The organism is Pseudoduganella lutea, from assembly GCF_004209755.1.
Classification (GTDB): Bacteria; Pseudomonadota; Gammaproteobacteria; order Burkholderiales; family Burkholderiaceae_D; genus Rugamonas; species Rugamonas lutea.
On the sequence record NZ_CP035913.1, the window covers coordinates 4,803,723 to 4,823,156 of the forward strand.

Genomic DNA, 19,434 nt, shown 5'->3' on the forward strand with positions numbered 1-19,434 from the left:
CGAATAAAGAACAGTGGAGGACACCATGGTCGATCACAAAGTGGCGGAGCGCATCCGCCGGCCCGAGCTGCTGGCCCGCATCCAGTCCGCCGGGCAGGCGGCAAGGCTGTTCGAGCCCGGCATGACGGTGGGCATGAGCGGCTTCACGAAGGCCGGCGATGCGAAGGCGCTGCCGCGCGCACTGGTCGAGCGGGCCCGCGAACGGCCGCTGGACCTCACGCTGATCACGGGCGCCTCGCTGGGCAACGACAGCGACGGCATGATGGCCGACGCTGGGGTGTTCCGGCGCAGGTTGCCGTTCCAGGCCGACGCATCGCTGCGCCGCAAGATCAACACCGGTGAAGTCATGTTCATCGACCAGCACCTGTCGGAAACGGCCGAGCAGCTGCGCAGCGGCGCGCTGCCGGCCATCGATATCGCCGTCATCGAAGCGTGCGCGATCCGCGAGGATGGCGCGATCGTGCCCACGATGGCGGTGGGGAACAGCGCCAGCTTCGTGCAGGGTGCACGGCACGTGATCGTGGAACTGAACCTGGCGGCGCCGGCGGCGCTGGAAGGGCTGCACGACATCTACGTGCCGCGCCCGCGCCCGGCGCGCGAGCCGATTCCGCTCACGCATCCGGGCCAGCGCATCGGCGCCACCGCGATCGCCGTCGATCCCGCGCGCATCGCCGCGATCGTCGTCACCGACAGCCCGGACAGCCCGTCTTCCGTGCTGCCGCCCGATGCGGGAACGGATGCCATCGCCTGCCACGTGGTGGCGTTCCTGGAAGGCGAGGTGGCGGCCGGTCGCATGGGCCCCGAATTGCTGCCGCTGCAGGCCGGCATCGGCACCATCGCCAACGCCGTGCTGCACGGGCTCACGCAGTCGTCGTTCCGCAACCTGTCGATGTACTCCGAAGTGCTGCAGGACAGCGCGATCGCCCTTCTCGATTCGGGGCAACTGGCGTTGGCGTCGGCGTCGTCGATCACGCTGTCGGCGCCGGTGCGCGAGCGCTTCCTGGCCAATCTCGACAAGTACCGCGACTGGATCGTGCTGCGGCCGCAGGAAATCAGCAATCACCCGGAGATCGTGCGCCGCCTCGGCATCATCGGTCTCAATACCGCGCTGGAATTCGACATCTATGGCAACGTCAATTCCACGCACGTGGGTGGCACCAGCATGATGAACGGCATCGGTGGCTCCGGCGATTTCGCCCGCAATGGCGAACTGGCGATCTTCGTCAGCAAGTCGGAGGCGAAGGATGGCGCCATTTCCAGCGTGGTACCGATGGTCGCGCACGTGGATCACACGGAACACGACGTCGACGTGCTTGTCACGGAATGGGGCTTTGCCGATTTGCGCGGCCTGGCGCCGCGCGAACGGGCGCCGCTGATCATCGAGCGCTGCGCGCACCCGTTCTACCGCCCGCAATTGCGCGACTACTACGAGCGCGCGCTGCTGCGCGGCGGCCAGACGCCGCACGTGCTGGAAGAGGCCTTGTCGTGGCACGAGCGCTACCGGACTGCGAAGCACATGCGCGCTGCCTGATCGCTTCCCTGGCCCAATAATGGGCCAATGAGCGGGCCAATGAGCAGGCCAATGAGCGGGCAAGCGCGCACCGCAACCTCGCTGTAATTCTCTCCAATTCTCTCCAATTTCAACGATATCCGCGCATCGCCGGAAAACGTTGCAAAATTGCCTCGTATTTTTTATGTCCCTGCAGCGCTCCCGGGCTCCGCTGTGGCAAGATTATTCCCCGTCACTCGCTCATCGAGTCGCCGCGCGCCTGGGACGATGCATGGGAACCGGTCATCATCGCCGCCACGCGTGACGCGATCCGCCAACCGACGTCAACCATCGAGGATGCCCATGAACGCAATACTTGACCATGCCGCGCCAGGAGCGCACACCATTGTTGGCAGCGCCAACGGTACCGAGCTGCTGGCGGGCGGTATCGGCAACGACACGGTGACCGGCGGGGCCGGGAACGACATGCTGCAGGGCGGGCGCAGCGATCGCGGCATGTGGACCTTCACGCTGGCCGGTACCGGCACGCTGGGCGCCTCGCACCAGGCGACGATGTCCGGCCCGGCGCAAGCGGTGGCACTGGCGGAGCTGGATGGCGGGGCCGCGGGCCTGGCATTCCTGGCGGCGCCTCAGGCAACACTGGCCGAGGTGGCGCTGCTCTACCAGGCGGCATTCGACCGTGCACCGGACATCGCGGGCCTGAACCATTGGATCGGGCAGGGCGCCACACTGCAAGCCGTGGCCAGAGGCATCATGATGTCGGCCGAGTGGACGGCGGATGGCGATACGACATCTTCCGACCTGGCTTTCGTGAGGAAGCTGTACCAGCGGGTACTGGGCCGCGAGGGCGACGATGCCGGCGTGGACTACTGGGTGTCGATGATGGGCAGGTTGGACAGCAGGGGCGACATCATGCTGTCGCGCGCCGATGTGTTGCTGGAATTCGCCCTGGGCAGCGAGCACCGGGCACGGTTCGCGGACGGTATCGTCGTTGCGAGCGACACGGTCATGCGGGAAAACGGCTGGATCGGGGGCAGCGGGGACGACCGGCTCGAAGGCGGCGCGGGCAGTGACTGGCTGGCGGGAGGCGATGGCACCGATACCGCCGTCTTCTCCGGCCGGGCCGCCGATTACCGCCTGCACGTGCTCGATGGCGGGCATGTGGTGCTGGGCGCCGGTACGGAAGCGGACACGCTGGCCGGCATCGAAAAGGCCGAATTCGCCGATGGCACGGTCGACCTGTCGTTCACGCAAGGTGGCCAGGTCGAGACGCTGGGCTTGTTGTACCAGGCGGTGCTGGACCGCGACGCTGACCTGGCCGGCATCGGCTGGTGGGCTGGCGAGGACATGCCGGCGGACCAGCTGGCGGCAGCTTTTGCCGCATCGGCGGAATTCCGCGAACGCTACGACTCCCTCTCGAACGATGCATTCGTCGAGGCGCTGTATGCCGCCTCGGACCTGGATGAAACCGCCGCCAGCGGCACCGCGACCTGGCTGGTTTACCTGCAGTCGCACAGCCGTGCCGAACTGGTGGGGGCATGGATCGGACAGGCAGACGTAATCGATGCCCAATTTACAACGGTTGGCCTGTGAGAGTGGGAGATGCCGGGATCTCCCATTAGTAATAGCTATTGCGCTGATTTAATTAATTGGCTTTCCCAATGGGTGGCGTGGCCGTAAAATTTCCTCACGTTCACACCACACAGGAGCCAATCATGAGCCAGCCGCCAATCACCACCGCATCCGGCATTCCCGTTGCCGATAACCAGAACTCGGCCAGCGCCGGCTCGCGTGGTCCGCTGCTGCTGCAGGATTTCCACCTGATCGAGAAGCTGCAGCACTTCAACCGCGAGCGCATTCCCGAGCGCGTGGTGCACGCCAAGGGTTCGGGCGCGTATGGCACTTTCACCGTCACGCACGACATCTCGAAGTTCTCCAAGGCGAAGCTGTTCTCGGCGATCGGCAAGGAAACGGAAACGTTCTTGCGCTTCTCCACCGTGGGCGGCGAAAAGGGCAGCGCCGACACCGAGCGCGATCCGCGCGGCTTCGCGGTGCGCTTCTATACCGAAGAAGGCAACTGGGACCTGGTGGGCAACAACACCCCCGTGTTCTTCCTGAAGGATGGCATCAAGTTCCCGGACTTCATCCACACGCAGAAGCGCGATCCGCAAACGAATCTGAAGTCGGCCACGATGATGTTCGACTTCTGGAGCAAGGCGCCGGAAAGCCTGCACCAGGTGACCACGCTGTTCTCCAGTCGCGGCACGCCGGATGGCTACCGCCACATGCACGGCTTCGGCAGCCACACCTATAGCCTCATCAACGATACCGGCGAACGCGTGTACGTGAAGTGGCACTTCCTCACGCAGCAGGGCATCAAGAACTTGACCGCCGCCGAGGCGAGCCGGCTCGCCGGTGCAGACCCGGACTACGCGCAACGCGACCTGTTCAACGCGATCGCCCGTGGCGAATTCCCGCGCTGGACCGTGTCGATCCAGGTAGCCACCGAGGCCGAACTGGCCGCATGGGAGCAGCGCACCGGCTGGAACCCGTTCGACCTCACGAAAGTGTGGCCGCATGCCGACTTCCCGCTGCAGCAGGTGGGCGTGCTGGAACTGAACCGCAATCCGGTCAACTATCACGCCGAAGTGGAGCAGGCCGCGCTGTCGCCATCGAACGTGGTGCCGGGCATGGGCTACTCGCCGGACAAGATGCTGCAGGCCCGCCTGTTCGCCTATCACGATGCGCAACTGTACCGCGTGGGCACGAACCACCAGTACCTGCCGGTGAACGCGCCACGCTGCCCCGTGCACAACCAGCAGCGCGATGGCGCGATGGCGTTCACCAATGGCGGCGCCGAGCAGAATTACCACACGGTGCAGGCGGGCGGTACGGGTGTGACGGGCCTGGGTAACGGCGAACCGGCGCTGGCGGTGAACGGCCCGGCCGGGCTGTACGACCCGCGCGGCACCGATGACGACTTCACGCAGGCGGGCAACCTGTTCCGCGTGCTGGACGCGGCCGAGCAGCAAAACCTGTTCGACAACCTGGCCGGACCGCTGTCGCAGGTGTCCGACGAGATCATCCAGCGGCAGCTCGGGCATTTCGACAAGGCGGACAAGGCCTATGGCGCCGGCGTGCGGGCCGCGCTGAAGGCGCGGGGCCGGAACGTCGACTGATGTGAGTGCAACGATCCGGCTGCGCTCTTAACCCAGCGGCGTAACCCTGGGGTCGGACCCGCCGGGTCCGACCCCGGCATCTGCCTCCGGGGTAAGCCGGCAGTATGACTGCTTCAAGGGCAAGTTCCGTGGACTTGCCCTTTTGCCGTAAACCCGACGACAATAACGCCATCCAAACCCGACGGATCCCCCAATGACCATCAAAATCAGTCAGAACTTCGACTCCGGCGCGATCGACGTCGTGAGCGCGGAGAGCCCCGCCAGCATCGAGCTGAAGCTGCGCAGCGATTCGCATGCGGACATCCACCAGTGGTTCCACTTCCGCGTGCAGGGCGTGCGCGGCACGGCGTTGAACCTGCGTTTCCTGAACGCCGGCCAGGCAACCTATGCCAAGGGCTTCGAAGACTACAACGCGGTGGCGAGCTACGATGGCGAGAACTGGTTCCGCGTGCCGACATCGTTCGATGGCGAAGTGATGACGATCCGCCACACGCCCGACCTGGACAGCGTGTACTACGCCTACTTCGAACCGTATTCATGGGAACGCCACCTGCGCCTGCTGGGCGAAGTGGCCGAGAATCCGATCGCGCGCGTGCTCGACCTGGGTTCCTCCGTCGAGGGCCGCGACATGAACCTGGTCGTTATCGGTGACCCGGCGGCGGAAAAGAAGATCTGGTTCATCGCCCGCCAGCACCCCGGCGAATCGATGGCCGAGTGGTTCATCGAAGGCCTGGTCGACGCATTGCTGGACGATGCCAACCCGATCGCCCGCAAGCTGTTGCGGCGCTGCGTGTTCTACATCGTGCCGAACATGAACCCGGATGGCTCGGTGCGCGGCAACCTGCGCACGAACGCGGCGGGTGCCAACCTGAACCGCGAATGGATGACGCCGACGGCGGAGCGTTCGCCCGAAGTGCTGTGCGTGAAGCAGAAGCTGCACGAGACCGGCGTCGACATGTTCTTCGACATCCATGGCGACGAGGCCCTGCCGTACAACTTCGTGGCGGGCAACGAGATGCTCGAGACGTTCACGCCGGAGCAGGCCGCGGCGCAGAAGGCGTTCATCGGGCGCTACAAGGATGCCAGTCCGGACTTCCAGGATGCGGTCGGCTACCCGGTCAGCAAGTACAAGGCGGACGTGCTGACGCTGGCGTCGAAGTACGTGGGCCACCACTTCGGCTGCCTGTCGCTGACACTGGAAATGCCGTTCAAGGACAACGCCGACCTGCCCGTGCCGCACGTGGGCTGGAACGGCGCGCGCAGCGCCGCGCTGGGCGCCGCGATCCTGCAACCGATCCTTCTTTCACTGGACAACTGATGGGCATCGAGATCGAACGCAAATTCCTCGTGCAGGGCGACGGCTGGCTGAAGGAGGGCGAGCCGCATGTTCAACCCGTACTGCTGCGCCAGGGCTACCTGTCGTCGCATCCCGAACGCGTGGTGCGCGTGCGCATCGAAGGGGACCACGCCGTCATGACGATCAAGAGCAAGGCGGTTGGCGTGTCGCGCGGCGAGTGGGAATATCCGCTGCCGATGGCCGATGCCACCGAGTTCCTCGACCGGCTGTGCGAACAGCCGATCATCGAGAAATACCGGCGCCGCATTCCCTTTGCCGGGTTCGTGTGGGAAGTGGACGAGTTCCTCGGCGTGAACGCGGGCCTCGTGGTGGCGGAGATCGAACTGCCGGCCGAGGACACGGTGTTCGACAAGCCGGACTGGGTGGGTGCCGAGGTCACGCACGACAAGCGCTACCTGAACTCGAACCTGATCGGTCATCCGTATTCGCAGTGGTGAAACGGCGCTCGGTACGCCTACATGGCGAGACGGTGCAACGCGGCCGTTGCGGGTTTGTCAGGCGCTCTTATTGTCGAGAGAGGTAGGAACCCTCCGACCGGTCGACGATACGGGCGCCGATGCTGCATGCGTGGCGAAAACGCTAATCTTGTCGTCCACGGTCACTGGGACCGTGCCGACCAATGACAGGAGCATCACCATGCGCAAAACCTTGATCGCAGCAGTCCTCGCCACGATGGCCACCGCCGCTTACGCCCAGAGCGGCCAGAGCAACTCGACCGACCCGCAACGCACGCAGGGCGCTTCCAGCAACCAGGCCACGTCCGGCGACACGAAGAAATCGACCTCGAAGAAGCACGGCAGCAAGCATAGTGGCAAGGAAACGGGCGCCAGCTCCGGCACGTCATCCGGTGCGTCCACCGGGGGCACCACGACCGGCAGCCAGGCGGCCGGCACGCCGGGCCAGGGCATGGGTGCCACCCGCACCGAAAGCGGTACCAGCGGCGGCGCCAACACGGGCACCACCGGTGGCGCGACCGGCACGGGCATCAATAGCGGTACCAGCAACGGCTCGAACAGCGGCAGCAATTCCGGCACGGAAAGCAATTCGGCCGGTTCGCTGAAGCGCTGATTGCCATGCGTGCGCTCATCCTGGCACTGGGGCTGGCTGTGGCGGCCGGCGCCGCCGCCCAATCGACCGTTGGCGATGCGCTGAAGAACAAGCCGGGCAGCGTGGGCTTGCAGGATGCCGACGCCAACAGCAGTTCAGCCAAGCGCAAGGCCGCGCCCACAGCGCCGAAGACGAACGACAAGGTGCGCCCCGTGCCCGGCAGGGACCCGGCGCCCCTGGGCAGCACGGCAAACCGGGCAGGGCGGGACAAGGCCGCGCCGGACGACACGTCCGGCCATGGCAACCCGAACGCGGACACCCGCAAGGCCGGCAACGGCAACAATACTTCGGGCAACAGCAACATGACGCGCTGACGTTCCGCCGGGCGAAAAAAAAACCTCGCGCAAGCGAGGTTTTTTATGGGCGCAGCCGATCAGTGGAAATGTTCGGTGCCGGCCGGCGCATCTTCCGGCATTTCGGCATGCACCAGTTCACCTGCCGGGTCGGCGAACAGCGGGGCGCCGCAATCGTCGCAATACTCGGCCACGTAGCGCTCCGACAGCTTCTTCACGACGGTCACGCCGGCCGCGCTCAGGTGCTCGACGATTTCCTCGACCGGCGTGCGTGGCTGCAGCAGGTTCGCCAGGCCGCCCGCCAGCGGGCCTTCGGGTGGCGTGCCTTCCTCGTCCTCCTGGCCATACAGCGGCCAGACGACGCCATAGATCACGTCGGTATCCGAGCGGCGCGTGAAGGCCACGCGGTACTCGTCCACCTGGCCATCGGCCGCTTCCTCGCCGAAACCGGCGATCACCGCGCGCAGGTCCGCCGGTTCGCAGGCCAGCGTGTGCGTCAGGTAATGGACGGCGGCGCGGATCGATACGGGGCGGATCAGCTTGTCGGCTTCGCGGCATGCCATGTAATACGCTTCCGGCAGCAGCAGTTCGATGCCGCAGCCGGGCAGCAGGCGCGCCACGGTGGGCGTGGCCTGCGTGCGCCATGCTTCCAGCGCGGTGCGGCGTTCGTCCGCCTGGTGCAGGTGGGCACCCGGCATCTGCCAGCGGAACATGGGGCCGCCGGCCGGCGCCACGATGGCGGCGATCAGGTAGCGCGTGTCGGCCAGGAACGGCGCCGTTTCCGGCGGCTTCACGTCCGACTTCACGGCCACGCCCTTTACGGCAGCTTGCGCCAGCTTGTGCATCTTGGCATACGTTTCCGCATGCGTGCGCGGCAGCTGGTCGATCGAGAACAGGTTCGAGGCCATGGCCAGCTTCGTGCCGTCCGCCAGCAGGTGGGCGGAGAAGTGGGCCGAAAGGGTGTTCAGGACGTCCGCCGGAATCGGCCCGGAAGCGATCGCGTAGCGGGTCCACGCCAGGATCGGCGCCGCCACCAGCAGCACATCGTGCTGGACCGGCGCGCCTTCCGTCTCGACCGTCAAGGTGGTCGATTCGCTGACGGCTTCCACGCTGTCCATCAGCACGTCGTAGGCGTTCAGGTCGGCGGCGAACAGGCTGTTCAGGGCGGCGTCGACGGTGTCCTGGTGGCTCGTCTTCAGCAGCTTGGTCAGCTGCACGTCCAGCGCACGCTCCCAGCTGCGCTCCTCGAGACGGCTGCCCGCCTGGCCAACGGCCTGGGCGAGGGTGGAAAGGCGCTGGCTGTCGGCAGACAATTTTTGGGATGAATCTTTGGATGGGCGACGCATGGCGCTATCAATCTCGGTAGTGGTGAAAAACTTATCAAACGTATTGTAGTTGATTCGCCGGGGGCTGTCCGTGCATGCGGAACGGATGAGTGGCGGGCAATGTTTGCAAGAGCCCTGGGCGGCGTCTGGTGTCGGACACCATGCAATGGTGTCGGACACCGGTTTTCGCTCGAACATTGTGGATGCTTTAGAGGAAAACCGGTGTCCGACACCTAAAGGTGTCCGACACCAGGCGATTTCCGGGCAATAAAAAAACGCCGGGAAAACCCGGCGTTTTGGCGGAGCGGCTGGCGCTTACGCGGCCAGCAGCTGGCGCAGCACGAACGGCAGGATGCCGCCATGCTTGTAGTAGTCCACTTCGATCGGCGTGTCGATGCGCAGCAGCACGGTGGCTTCCTGCTTCGAGCCGTCTTCGCGGGTGATCACCAGGGTGGCCAGTTGCTGCGGCTTGATCTCGCCTTCCAGGCCGAGCAGGTCGTAGGTTTCCTTGCCGGTGATGCCCAGCGATTCCACGCTGTCGTTGCCGATGAATTGCAGCGGCAGCACGCCCATGCCCACCAGGTTCGAGCGGTGGATACGTTCGAACGAACGGGTGATCACGGCCTTCACGCCCAGCAGCTGGGTGCCCTTCGCCGCCCAGTCGCGCGACGAACCGGTGCCGTATTCCTCGCCGCCGAAGATCATCGTCGGGGTGCCTTCGGCCACGTACTTCATGGCCGCGTCGTAGATCGACAGCTGTTCGCCGGACGGCTGGTGGATCGTGATGCCGCCTTCCACCGCGGAACCGTCGGCTTTCGGCGGGATCATCTTGTTCTTGATGCGCACGTTGGCGAACGTGCCGCGCATCATGATCTCGTGGTTGCCGCGGCGCGAACCGTAGGAGTTGAAGTCGGCCTTCATCACGCCGTTTTCCTTCAGCCACTTGCCTGCCGGGCCATCTTCCTTGATCGAGCCGGCCGGGGAAATGTGGTCGGTGGTGATCGAGTCGCCGAACACGCCCAGTGCGCGCGCGCCGGTGATGTTGGCGTTGTCGGAGACCGGCGGCGTCATTTCGAAGTTCTCGAAGAATGGCGGCTCGGCGATGTAGGTCGACTCCGGCCAGTTGTAGACCTGGCCTTCGACGGACGACACGGCTTCCCACAGCTTGCCCGGGTTGCTCTTCACCTGGGCGTAGTTGGCCTTGAACACTTCCGAGTTCATCGCGAACTTCATCAGCGATTCGATCTCGGCCGAGGTCGGCCAGATGTCGCCCAGGTACACATCGCGGCCGCCCGTGCCCTTGCCGACCGGCTCGGTCATCAGGTCGCGCGTCACGTTGCCAGCGATCGCGTAGGCGACGACCAGCGGTGGCGAGGCCAGGAAATTGGCGCGGATGTTCGGGTGGATACGCGCTTCGAAGTTACGGTTACCGGACAGCACGGCCGCGGCCACGATGTCGTTGGTGGTGATCGCCGCGTTCAGTTCCGGGGTCAGGTCGCCCGCATTGCCGATGCAGGTCGTGCAGCCGTAGGCGGTTACGCCGAAGCCCAGCTTGTCCAGGTAAGGCAGCAGGCCGGCCGCTTCCAGGTATTCGGTGACGACGCGCGAGCCGGGGGCCAGCGACGACTTGATGTGCGGTGCCACGGTCAGGCCGGCTTCCACGGCTTTCTTGGCCAGCAGGCCGGCGGCCAGCAGCACGCTCGGGTTCGACGTGTTGGTGCACGAGGTGATGGCGGCGATCAGGATGTCGCCGTTCTTCACCTGCACGTTGTTCGTCGTTTCGTACGTGGTGGTCAGGTCAGCCGGGTTCTTGTTGAAGCCGTTCTGCGTGGTCGGCTTGGAGAACAGGTCGGTGAAGGTGGACTTCACGTTGCCGATCTCGATACGGTCCTGCGGGCGCTTCGGGCCGGCCAGCGACGGCGTGACCGTCGACAGGTCCAGGTTCACTTCGCGGGTGAAATCGAGTTCGCCGGCCTTGGCCACGCCATACATGCCCTGGGCCTTGAAGTAGGCCTGGAACGCGGCGATTTCTTCCGGCGTGCGGCCGGTGCCTTCGAAGTATTCGATGGTCTTGTCGTCGACCGGGAAGAAGCCCATCGTGGCGCCGTATTCCGGTGCCATGTTGCCGATGGTGGCGCGGTCCGTCACGGACAGCGACTCGGTGCCTTCGCCGAAGAATTCGACGAACTTGCCGACGACCTTTTCTTTACGCAGCAGTTCGGTGATGGTCAGCACCAAGTCGGTCGCGGTGCAGCCTTCGCGCAGGCGGCCGGTCAGGTTCACGCCGATCACGTCCGGCGTCAGGAAGTACACGGGCTGGCCCAGCATGCCGGCTTCCGCCTCGATGCCGCCCACGCCCCAGCCCACCACGCCGATACCGTTGATCATCGTGGTGTGCGAGTCGGTGCCCACCAGCGAATCCGGGTAGTACACGCCGTTGTTGTTGTGCACGCCGCGCGCCAGGTATTCCAGGTTGACCTGGTGGACGATGCCGAAGCCCGGCGGCACCACGCCGAACGTGTCGAAGGCCTGCATGCCCCACTTCATGAACTGGTAGCGCTCGTTGTTGCGCGAGAATTCCAGCTTCATGTTCAGGTCCAGCGCGCCCGGCTCGCGGAAGTGGTCGATCGTGACCGAGTGGTCGACGACCAGGTCGACCGGCACCAGCGGCTCGATCTTCTTCGGGTTCGCGCCCTGCTTGTAGGCGACGTTGCGCATCGCGGCCAGGTCGGCCAGCAGCGGCACGCCGGTGAAGTCCTGCAGCACCACGCGGGCGACGACGAACGGGATCTCGTCCGTGCGGTCCGCGGTCGGGCCCCAGTTGGCCAGCTGCTTCACGTGTTCTTCGGTGACTTTCTTGCCGTCGCAGTTACGCAGCACGGATTCGAGCACCACGCGGATCGACACCGGCAGACGGGAGATCTTGGCGCCCAGGGCCTGTTCCAGCGCGGGCAGGGAGTACAGCTTGCCCTTGGTTTTGCCGGAAATCGGGAAATCCTTGAGCGTGTTAAAAGTGTTGCTAGACATAACCTCTCCTTCAGGTGGGCGTCGTTTCATTATTGATCGAGGGTACTGCTGTTCATTACTGCACTGTTCTTTATCACAGCGTTACATATGGGTCTTGGGCGCATCCGGCGCCGTGGGCACGACACCCGCCGACGTTGCCGGGGCCGGCGACGCTGGCTTGTCGACGGCCGCTTCGATGACCGCCGGGGCCTGCGCCGGTACGTCGGCCGGGTTCAGCTGCTCGGCATTGCGGCATTCGTTGGCCAGCTGGCGATTCTTCTTTGAATCGAGCAGCATGCCCTTGGCGGGAATGCCGATCCAGATCAGCCCATAATGCTTGTTCTCGAAGCGCTGCGCACCCGTCGTGGTGGCCACGCGCGTGAGGCGGTGCAGCCGGGTTTTCCAGCGCAGTGCGACATGGCTTTCGTCGCCAGCGTTCTGGTAGAGCGTAACTTTGTTGCCAAGCTCGCAGTCGTAGTCGACCACGGCGGAGCCGAGCACGTCGGGTTCGTCCGCCTCGGGATCGGGCACGGCCGGCGCCACGGGGGCCGGCTTGGCTTTCGACTTTGCGCCGGACTTTGCCTTGGATGGCTTGGCCGCCGCCTTTTTCTTGGCTTCCGCTTTCGGCTTCGCGGTCTCGACGGCGGCATGGGCCGCGGGGGCGCAGGCCAGCGCCCACGCGGCGCCGCTGGCGGCGATGAATTTCAGGATGGACATTAGGTGTTTTCCGTTGCGTTGGGTTGCGGCTCCAACAGCGCGCTGGCCGCCTCCGGCAGATTCAGGCCCGCCAGCTTCGCGCGCTGCAGTATCGTCCAATAGTAGCGATAGCTCGCGCGGTCGTGCAAGCGGCCATGCTGGCTGATCGGCCCCCAGTTCGCCTTTGCCGCTTCGCCCAGGATCGCCGCCGCCTCATTCACTTCGGAAAGCCGCGGCGCGAAAGCCTTGATGATCGGCTTGATCTGGCTGGGGTGGATGCTCCACATGCGCGTGTAGCCGAATTCGGCCAGCGCACGCTGGGCGTCGTTGGCCACCACGGCCGAATCCTTGATGTCGGTGGTGACGTTATGCGACGGCACCTTGCCGTGCGCATGGCAGGCGGCCGCCATTTCCAGCTTGGCGCGCACCACCAGCGGGTGCACGAACTGGTTCGGCGTGCGCATCGCGTTGGCGGGAATCGCGCCATAGTGGCTGGAAACAAAGTCCATGATGCCGAACGACAGGCATTCGACCTGGGGGAGGGCGGCGATCGCGAACGCGCCGCGCAGCGCGCCGTGCGTTTCGATCAGCACGTGCACCGGCAGATTCTCCCGGCCAGCCTTCACGGCGTGCTGGTTGATGACGTCGATGGCCTTCATGACGTCCTGCACACTGTCGGGCTTCGGCAGCACGATGTAGGCAAGGCGGCTGGCGGCGGCACCGACGATGATCTCGATGTCGCGCGCGAAATGCGGGCTCGACACGTCGTGCACGCGGGCGCCGATGCGGTTGAATTTGTTGTCGGCGGCGTTGACCAGGCTGGCGACGAGCTGCGCATGCGCTTCCTCGTTGCCGGCGGCGGCGCCGTCCTCGCAGTCGAACGTGATGTCGAATACGGGACCAAGCTCTTGTTGCAGGGCCATCGATTTGCGCATCAGCTTTTCGGAGCCGGCGTAATGATCGCAGGCTGGCAGCATCAGCGGCTGGCGTTCGCCCTGGAATAAGACCTCGGATGGATGCATCGTGGATGTTCCGGATGAAGGGACCGCCGCGCGGCCGGAAACGGCAGCGCGGCGACCGGTGTGGAGCGGTGATCGAACCGGTTCCACGGGGGAGATGATTACGGCAGCAGGTGCTTCACGCCTTCACGCTCTTCGGTCAGTTCCTTCAGCGTGAGGTTGATGCGTTCCTGGGAGAATTCGTCGATTTCCAGGCCCTGGACGATCGTGTATTCGCCGTTCTCGGTGGTGACCGGGAAACCGAACATCGTGCCTTCGGGGATGCCGTAGGAACCGTCGGACGGCACGCCCATCGTGGTCCACTTGCCGTTGGTGCCCAGCACCCAGTCACGCACGTGGTCGATGGCGGCGTTGGCTGCCGATGCGGCCGACGACAGGCCGCGCGCTTCGATGATGGCGGCGCCGCGCTTGCCCACGGTCGGCAGGAACGTGTTGGCGTTCCATTCCTGGTCGTTGATCAGGTCCTTGACGGATTCGCCGTTCACGGTGGCGAAGCGGTAGTCGGCGTACATCGTCGGCGAGTGGTTGCCCCACACGGTCAGCTTCTCGATGTCCTTGACCTGCTTGCCGGTCTTCTGTGCCACTTGCGACAGTGCGCGGTTGTGGTCCAGGCGCAGCATGGCGGTGAAGTTCTTGGCCGGCAGGTTCGGTGCCGATTTCATCGCGATGTAGGCGTTCGTGTTGGCAGGGTTGCCCACCACCAGCACTTTCACGTTGCGCGAAGCGACGGCGTCCAGCGCCTTGCCCTGCACCGTGAAGATCTGCGCGTTGGCTTCCAGCAGATCCTTGCGCTCCATGCCCGGGCCGCGCGGACGCGCGCCGACCAGCAGGGCCACGTCGACATCCTTGAAGGCGGTCAGCGGGTCGGAGTGCGCAGTCATGCCTTCCAGCAGCGGGAACGCGCAGTCGTCGATTTCCATCATGACGCCCTTCAGCGCCTTCTGTGCCTTTTCGTTGTCGATCTCGAGCAGTTGCAGGATGACCGGCTGGTCTTTGCCCAGCATGTCGCCGTTGGCGATGCGGAACAGCAGGGAATAGCCGATCTGGCCGGCAGCGCCGGTAACGGCAACACGCATTGGGGTTTTAGCCATGATGAATCTCCAAGTGGAATAAAGAAGCTGACGGATCTGGGTTGCAGGACCTTGTTGCAGGACCCGGTTGCAGAACCTTACCGGCGCCGCGCCGAAACAGCGGTCAACTGGTAAAACTGCAATGATACCAAATTCGTTCCTTGCAAAGGCTCAGCCTTGCGGGTGTATTTCGACGAACTTCGCCTGAATTTCACCCGGGGCGCGCCCGGGTTTCACCCGAGGTTCGCCAAACATCGCCTGCGGTTGGGCCTGTATGTCATCCCGTCCGGTGCGCCATCGGAGCGTCGCCCGGAATAACATCGACGGCGAGTGTAGGCTTGTAGAAGCCTTCTGTCAATGCTATCTTATGTCTTATATAAGACATATAACTTAGTAGGTTTATTACTGGACGGACAGTTCCTTTTGTGGTGAAATCGCGGTCTATGAATCCCGTCACGCCCAACCAGCCCAGCCCAGGCAGCAGTGCGAACGCGCCGGCTGTGCCGGCAGCGGGCGCGACCCCGAACACGCATGCACCTGCCGGGAGCGCCGCCTCTGCTCCGACCGCGCCCGCTCCAACGTTTTCTCCGCTGTACCAGCAGATCAAGGCACTGATCACGCAGAGCCTGCAGTCGGGCGAGTGGAAGCCGGGCGAAATGATTCCCAGCGAAGTGGAACTGGCCAACCGCTACAAGGTCAGCCAGGGCACCGTGCGCAAGGCGATCGACGAACTGGCGGCGGACAACCTGGTGATGCGCCGGCAGGGCAAGGGCACGTTCGTGTCCACCCATCACGAGGCGCGCGCCCATATCCGTTTCCTGCGGCTGCGCCCCGACGAAGGGCAGCCGCATTACCCCGAAAGCCGCTTCCTCGAAGTGAAGCGCCTGCGCGCCCCGGCGGACGTGGCGCGCCTGCTGGACATGAAAACCGGCGACGCCACCGTGTACATCAAGCGGGTGCAGTCATTCGACGGCGTGCCCACGATCGTCGAGGAACTGTGGCTGCCCGGCCAGCTGTTCAAGGGCCTGACGGCCGAGCGGCTGTCCGAATACAAGGGCCCGATGTACGGCCTGTTCGAATCGGAATTCGGCACGCGGATGATCCGCGCCGACGAAAAAGTGCGCGCCGTGCTGGCTGGCGCCGAAGATGCCGCGCTGCTCCATGTGGAGCCGGGCTCGCCCCTTCTTTCGGCCGAACGGGTGTCGTTTACGTATGGCGACAAACCGGTCGAGCTGCGCCGCGGCCTGTACCTGACGAGCCGCCACCATTACCAGAATGATTTGAATTGACGATTTGTCGCGGTTTGCACCCGAAAAATTGATGGGTAGCGCAAACGAATGGAGCAGTGCAGCAAAAATTTGGTGATATGTAAGAATAGATATTGGTCGTTGTGGGGGAATGGGTCAGAATCGCAGTCTCATCATTGTCTTTAGGCAAAGTTGCGCCAAATAGACAGTAAATAAGCGGCAGATAAGCCGCAGATGAGCAAGGGATCGATCCGTTGCGGCGACCATGCGATGCACATATAAGCATTCTCAAAGGGGAGGTAAGCCATGTCTGAAGCCATCAAGGATCCCACGCGCAAGCCGCGTCGGGAATACCGCAACATCCACATCGGTGAACTGGGCCAGTACCGCATGCCGTTGTCGGCGATCGTGTCGATCCTGCACCGCATCAGCGGCATGCTGCTGTTCGTGCTGCTGCCGTTCATCCTGTACCTGCTGCAGGAAAGCATCCGCTCCGAGATCTCCTTCGCGCACTTCCAGGGCATCGCCCAGCATCCGTTCACGAAGCTGGTGATCCTGGCCATGGTGTGGGGCTACATGCACCACTTCTGCGCCGGCATCCGCCACCTGGTGATGGACACGCACGTGGGCCTGGACAAGGATTCGGCCCGCAAGACGTCGGTCGTCGTGCTGATCATCAGTCTGGTCGTGACCCTGCTGGTCGCCCTGAAACTGTTCGGAGTGTTCTGAGATGAAAAACAATATCGGACCAAAGCGCCTCGTCGTCGGCGCCCACTACGGCCTGGGCGAATTCCTCGCGCAGCGCGCCACCGCCATCGTGATGGTGGTGTACACCGTCGTGCTGCTGGGCGCTTTCCTGACTGGCAATAACTTCTCGTATGAGGGCTGGGCCGGCCTGTTCGCGCAGACGTGGTTCAAGCTGTTCACGCTGGCCACGCTGATCGGCCTGTTCTATCACGCCTGGGTCGGCGTCGTTTCCGTCTACCAGGACTACATCAAGAACGTGGGCGTTCGCTTCCTCATTCAAACCGCGTCAGCCATGTGGCTGATCGCGTGCGCCGTGTGGTCGGTGCAGATCCTCTGGAGTGTGTAAATCGTGGCAGCAATCAAATCTTCCATCCCAGTCCGCCGCTTCGACGCGGTGATCGTCGGCGCCGGCGGTTCCGGCATGCGCGCCTCCCTGCAACTGGCAGAAGCTGGCCTGAACGTGGCCGTGCTGTCGAAAGTCTTCCCCACCCGTTCGCACACCGTCGCCGCACAGGGCGGCATCGGTGCTTCGCTGGGCAACATGGCCGAGGACAACTGGTTCTGGCACATGTTCGACACGGTCAAGGGCGGCGACTACCTGGGCGACCAGGACGCGATCGAATTCATGTGCCGCGAAGCGCCGAAGGTCGTGTATGAACTCGAACACTTCGGCATGCCGTTCGACCGCAATCCCGACGGCACGATCTACCAGCGCCCGTTCGGCGGCCACACGGCGAACTTCGGCGAGAAGGCCGTGCAGCGCGCCTGCGCCGCGGCCGACCGTACCGGCCACGCGCTGCTGCACACGCTGTACCAGCGCAATGTGCGCGCCCGCACGCACTTCTTCGTCGAATGGATGGCGCTGGACCTGATCCGCGATAGCGAAGGCGACGTGATCGGCGTGGTCGCGCTGGAAATGGAAACGGGCGACGTGATGATCCTGCAGGCGAAGACGACGATCTTCGCCACCGGTGGTGCCGGCCGTATCTTCGCCGCATCGACCAACGCGTTCATCAACACCGGCGACGGCATGGGCATGGCGGCACGCGCCGGCCTGCCGCTGCAGGACATGGAGTTCTGGCAGTTCCACCCGACCGGCGTGGCCGGCGCGGGCGTGTTGATCACCGAAGGCGTGCGCGGCGAAGGCGGCATCCTGATCAACTCGCAGGGCGAGCGTTTCATGGAGCGCTATGCGCCGACGCTGAAGGACCTGGCGCCGCGCGACTTCGTGTCGCGCTCGATGGACCAGGAAATCAAGGAAGGCCGCGGCGTGGGCCCGAACAAGGATCACGTGCTGCTCGACCTGCGCCACATCGGTAAAGAGACGATCGAGAAGCGCCTGCCGTCGATCCTGGAAATCGGCCACAAGTTCGCCAACGTCGATGCGACGAAGGAACCGATCCCGGTCGTGCCGACGATCCACTACCAGATGGGCGGCATCCCGACCAATATCCACGGCCAGGTGGTCGCACCTTCTGCCGACGGTTCGCAGAAGATCGTCAACGGTCTGTACGCGATCGGCGAATGCGCCTGCGTGTCCGTGCACGGCGCGAACCGCCTGGGCACGAACTCGCTGCTCGACCTGGTGGTGTTCGGCCGCGCGGCCGGCAACCACGTCGTCGCCTCGAACCTGAAGGCGAAGGAACACAAGGACCTGCCGAAGGATGCGTCGGACTTCGCGATGGACCGCCTGAACCGCCTGGAAACCTCGACCGGTTCGGAAAAGGTGCAGGGCGTGGCCAACGATATCCGCGCCACGATGCAGAAATACTGCGGCGTATTCCGCACCGACGACCTGCTGAAAGCCGGCTTCGACGAAATCATGAAGCTGGACGAACGCCGCAAGCACGTGTCGTTCAAGGACAAGTCGAAGGTGTTCAACACCGCCCGCGTGGAAGCGCTGGAGCTGGACAACCTGATCGAAACGGCCAAGGCCACGATCACGTCGGCAGTGGCCCGCAAGGAATCGCGCGGTGCGCATGCGCACAGCGACTTCCCGAACCGCGACGACGAAAACTGGATGAAGCACACGCTGTGGTTCTCCGAAGGCTGCCGCCTGGAGTACAAGCCGGTCGTCACCAAGCCGCTGACGGTGGAAACCTTCAAGCCCAAAGCACGCACTTTCTAAGGTAGCAAAACATGGCACGCACCCTGAAATTCAAGATTTACCGCTACGATCCGGACAAGGACGCCAAGCCCTACATGCAGGACCTGACGGTCGAGCTGAAGGACACCGACAAGATGCTGCTGGACGCGCTGCAGCGCATCAAGTCCGACGTGGACGATTCGCTGGCGCTGCGCCGTTCGTGCCGCGAAGGCGTGTGCGGGTCGGACGCGATGAACGTCAACGGCAAGAACCGCCTGGCCTGCACGACGAACCTGAACGAACTGTCCGAACCGATCATCCTGCGCCCGCTGCCGGGCCTGCCGGTGATCCGCGACCTGATCGTGGACATGACGCAGTTCTTCAAGCAGTACGAGTCGATCAAGCCGTTCCTGATCAACGATTCGATCCCGCCCGAGAAGGAACGCCTGCAGACGCCGGCCGAGCGCGAAGAGCTCGATGGCCTGTACGAATGCATCCTGTGCGCGTGCTGTTCCACGTCGTGCCCGTCGTTCTGGTGGAACCCGGACAAGTTCGTCGGCCCGGCCGGCCTGCTGCAGGCTTACCGCTTCATCGCCGACTCGCGCGACGAAGCCACCGGCCAGCGCCTGGACAACCTGGAAGACCCGTACCGCCTGTTCCGCTGCCACTCGATCATGAACTGCGTGGACGTCTGTCCGAAGGGCCTGAACCCGAACAAGGCCATCGGCAAGATCAAGGAACTGATGGTCCGCCGCGCGATCTGATCCGCCCGGTCCATGCTACGAATCACTG

At 64.2% G+C, this 19,434-nt stretch carries 17 protein-coding genes; 12 read left to right on the forward strand and 5 right to left on the reverse strand.

Features of this window, described 5'->3' with window-relative positions:
* Positions 1–25 precede the first annotated feature (25 nt).
* The 7 genes from scpC (at position 26) to EWM63_RS20530 (ending at position 7,467) form a co-directional block, all read left to right on the forward strand.
* Positions 26–1,531: a succinyl-CoA:acetate CoA-transferase ScpC gene (scpC, locus tag EWM63_RS20500; RefSeq protein WP_130188193.1), complete on the forward strand. Its 1,506-nt coding sequence runs from the start codon at positions 26–28 to the stop codon at positions 1,529–1,531.
* 321 nt (positions 1,532–1,852) lie between these two features.
* The gene (locus EWM63_RS32955) at positions 1,853–3,103 is read left to right on the forward strand and encodes a DUF4214 domain-containing protein (RefSeq protein WP_165390875.1); all 1,251 of its coding nucleotides are present in this window, start codon (positions 1,853–1,855) and stop codon (positions 3,101–3,103) included.
* Positions 3,104–3,225: 122 nt separating this feature from the next.
* The gene (locus EWM63_RS20510) at positions 3,226–4,689 is read left to right on the forward strand and encodes a catalase (RefSeq protein WP_130188195.1); all 1,464 of its coding nucleotides are present in this window, start codon (positions 3,226–3,228) and stop codon (positions 4,687–4,689) included.
* A 193-nt stretch (positions 4,690–4,882) separates the two neighbouring features.
* The gene (locus EWM63_RS20515) at positions 4,883–6,007 is read left to right on the forward strand and encodes a M14 family metallopeptidase (RefSeq protein ID WP_130188196.1); all 1,125 of its coding nucleotides are present in this window, start codon (positions 4,883–4,885) and stop codon (positions 6,005–6,007) included.
* Positions 6,007–6,483 (forward strand): CYTH domain-containing protein, encoded by a 477-nt coding sequence (locus EWM63_RS20520; RefSeq protein WP_130188197.1) that lies wholly within the window; start codon positions 6,007–6,009, stop codon positions 6,481–6,483. The genes EWM63_RS20515 and EWM63_RS20520 overlap by 1 nt, the downstream gene beginning before the upstream one ends.
* A 199-nt stretch (positions 6,484–6,682) precedes the next feature.
* Positions 6,683–7,114, forward strand: a complete 432-nt coding sequence (locus EWM63_RS20525) for a hypothetical protein (protein WP_130188198.1) — start codon at positions 6,683–6,685, stop codon at positions 7,112–7,114.
* A 5-nt stretch (positions 7,115–7,119) separates the two neighbouring features.
* The gene (locus tag EWM63_RS20530) at positions 7,120–7,467 is read left to right on the forward strand and encodes a hypothetical protein (protein ID WP_130188199.1); all 348 of its coding nucleotides are present in this window, start codon (positions 7,120–7,122) and stop codon (positions 7,465–7,467) included.
* Positions 7,468–7,526: 59 nt separating this feature from the next.
* Here the strand turns inward: EWM63_RS20530 and EWM63_RS20535 are convergent, their stop codons facing one another.
* The 5 genes from EWM63_RS20535 to EWM63_RS20555 form a co-directional block, all read right to left on the reverse strand.
* Positions 7,527–8,792 carry a DUF2863 family protein gene (locus tag EWM63_RS20535; protein ID WP_130188200.1) on the reverse strand — a complete coding sequence of 422 codons (1,266 nt, stop codon included), beginning with the start codon at positions 8,790–8,792 and terminating at the stop codon, positions 7,527–7,529.
* 294 nt (positions 8,793–9,086) lie between these two features.
* A complete protein-coding gene (acnA, locus tag EWM63_RS20540) occupies positions 9,087–11,798 on the reverse strand; it encodes an aconitate hydratase AcnA (RefSeq protein ID WP_130188201.1) in 2,712 nt (903 codons plus the stop codon).
* An 81-nt stretch (positions 11,799–11,879) separates the two neighbouring features.
* Complete coding sequence (locus tag EWM63_RS20545) at positions 11,880–12,494, reverse strand: MliC family protein (RefSeq protein WP_229487397.1); 615 nt, start codon at positions 12,492–12,494, stop codon at positions 11,880–11,882.
* Complete coding sequence (locus EWM63_RS20550) at positions 12,494–13,495, reverse strand: HpcH/HpaI aldolase/citrate lyase family protein (RefSeq protein ID WP_130188202.1); 1,002 nt, start codon at positions 13,493–13,495, stop codon at positions 12,494–12,496. The genes EWM63_RS20545 and EWM63_RS20550 overlap by 1 nt, the downstream gene beginning before the upstream one ends.
* Positions 13,496–13,593: 98 nt before the next feature.
* Positions 13,594–14,583 carry a malate dehydrogenase gene (locus EWM63_RS20555; protein ID WP_130188203.1) on the reverse strand — a complete coding sequence of 330 codons (990 nt, stop codon included), beginning with the start codon at positions 14,581–14,583 and terminating at the stop codon, positions 13,594–13,596.
* Positions 14,584–15,005: 422 nt separating this feature from the next.
* On the opposite strand from EWM63_RS20555, the gene EWM63_RS20560 reads away from it, so the two are divergent.
* The 5 genes from EWM63_RS20560 (at position 15,006) to EWM63_RS20580 (ending at position 19,406) form a co-directional block, all read left to right on the forward strand.
* Complete coding sequence (locus EWM63_RS20560) at positions 15,006–15,851, forward strand: GntR family transcriptional regulator (RefSeq protein WP_130188204.1); 846 nt, start codon at positions 15,006–15,008, stop codon at positions 15,849–15,851.
* A gap of 264 nt (positions 15,852–16,115) precedes the next feature.
* Complete coding sequence (sdhC, locus tag EWM63_RS20565) at positions 16,116–16,538, forward strand: succinate dehydrogenase, cytochrome b556 subunit (protein WP_130188205.1); 423 nt, start codon at positions 16,116–16,118, stop codon at positions 16,536–16,538.
* A gap of 1 nt (position 16,539) precedes the next feature.
* Positions 16,540–16,902 carry a succinate dehydrogenase, hydrophobic membrane anchor protein gene (gene sdhD / locus EWM63_RS20570; RefSeq protein WP_130188206.1) on the forward strand — a complete coding sequence of 121 codons (363 nt, stop codon included), beginning with the start codon at positions 16,540–16,542 and terminating at the stop codon, positions 16,900–16,902.
* Between the two features lie 3 nt (positions 16,903–16,905).
* Positions 16,906–18,684 carry a succinate dehydrogenase flavoprotein subunit gene (sdhA, locus tag EWM63_RS20575; RefSeq protein WP_130184893.1) on the forward strand — a complete coding sequence of 593 codons (1,779 nt, stop codon included), beginning with the start codon at positions 16,906–16,908 and terminating at the stop codon, positions 18,682–18,684.
* An 11-nt stretch (positions 18,685–18,695) separates the two neighbouring features.
* Positions 18,696–19,406, forward strand: a complete 711-nt coding sequence (locus EWM63_RS20580) for a succinate dehydrogenase iron-sulfur subunit (RefSeq protein ID WP_130184894.1) — start codon at positions 18,696–18,698, stop codon at positions 19,404–19,406.
* Positions 19,407–19,434 lie beyond the last annotated feature (28 nt).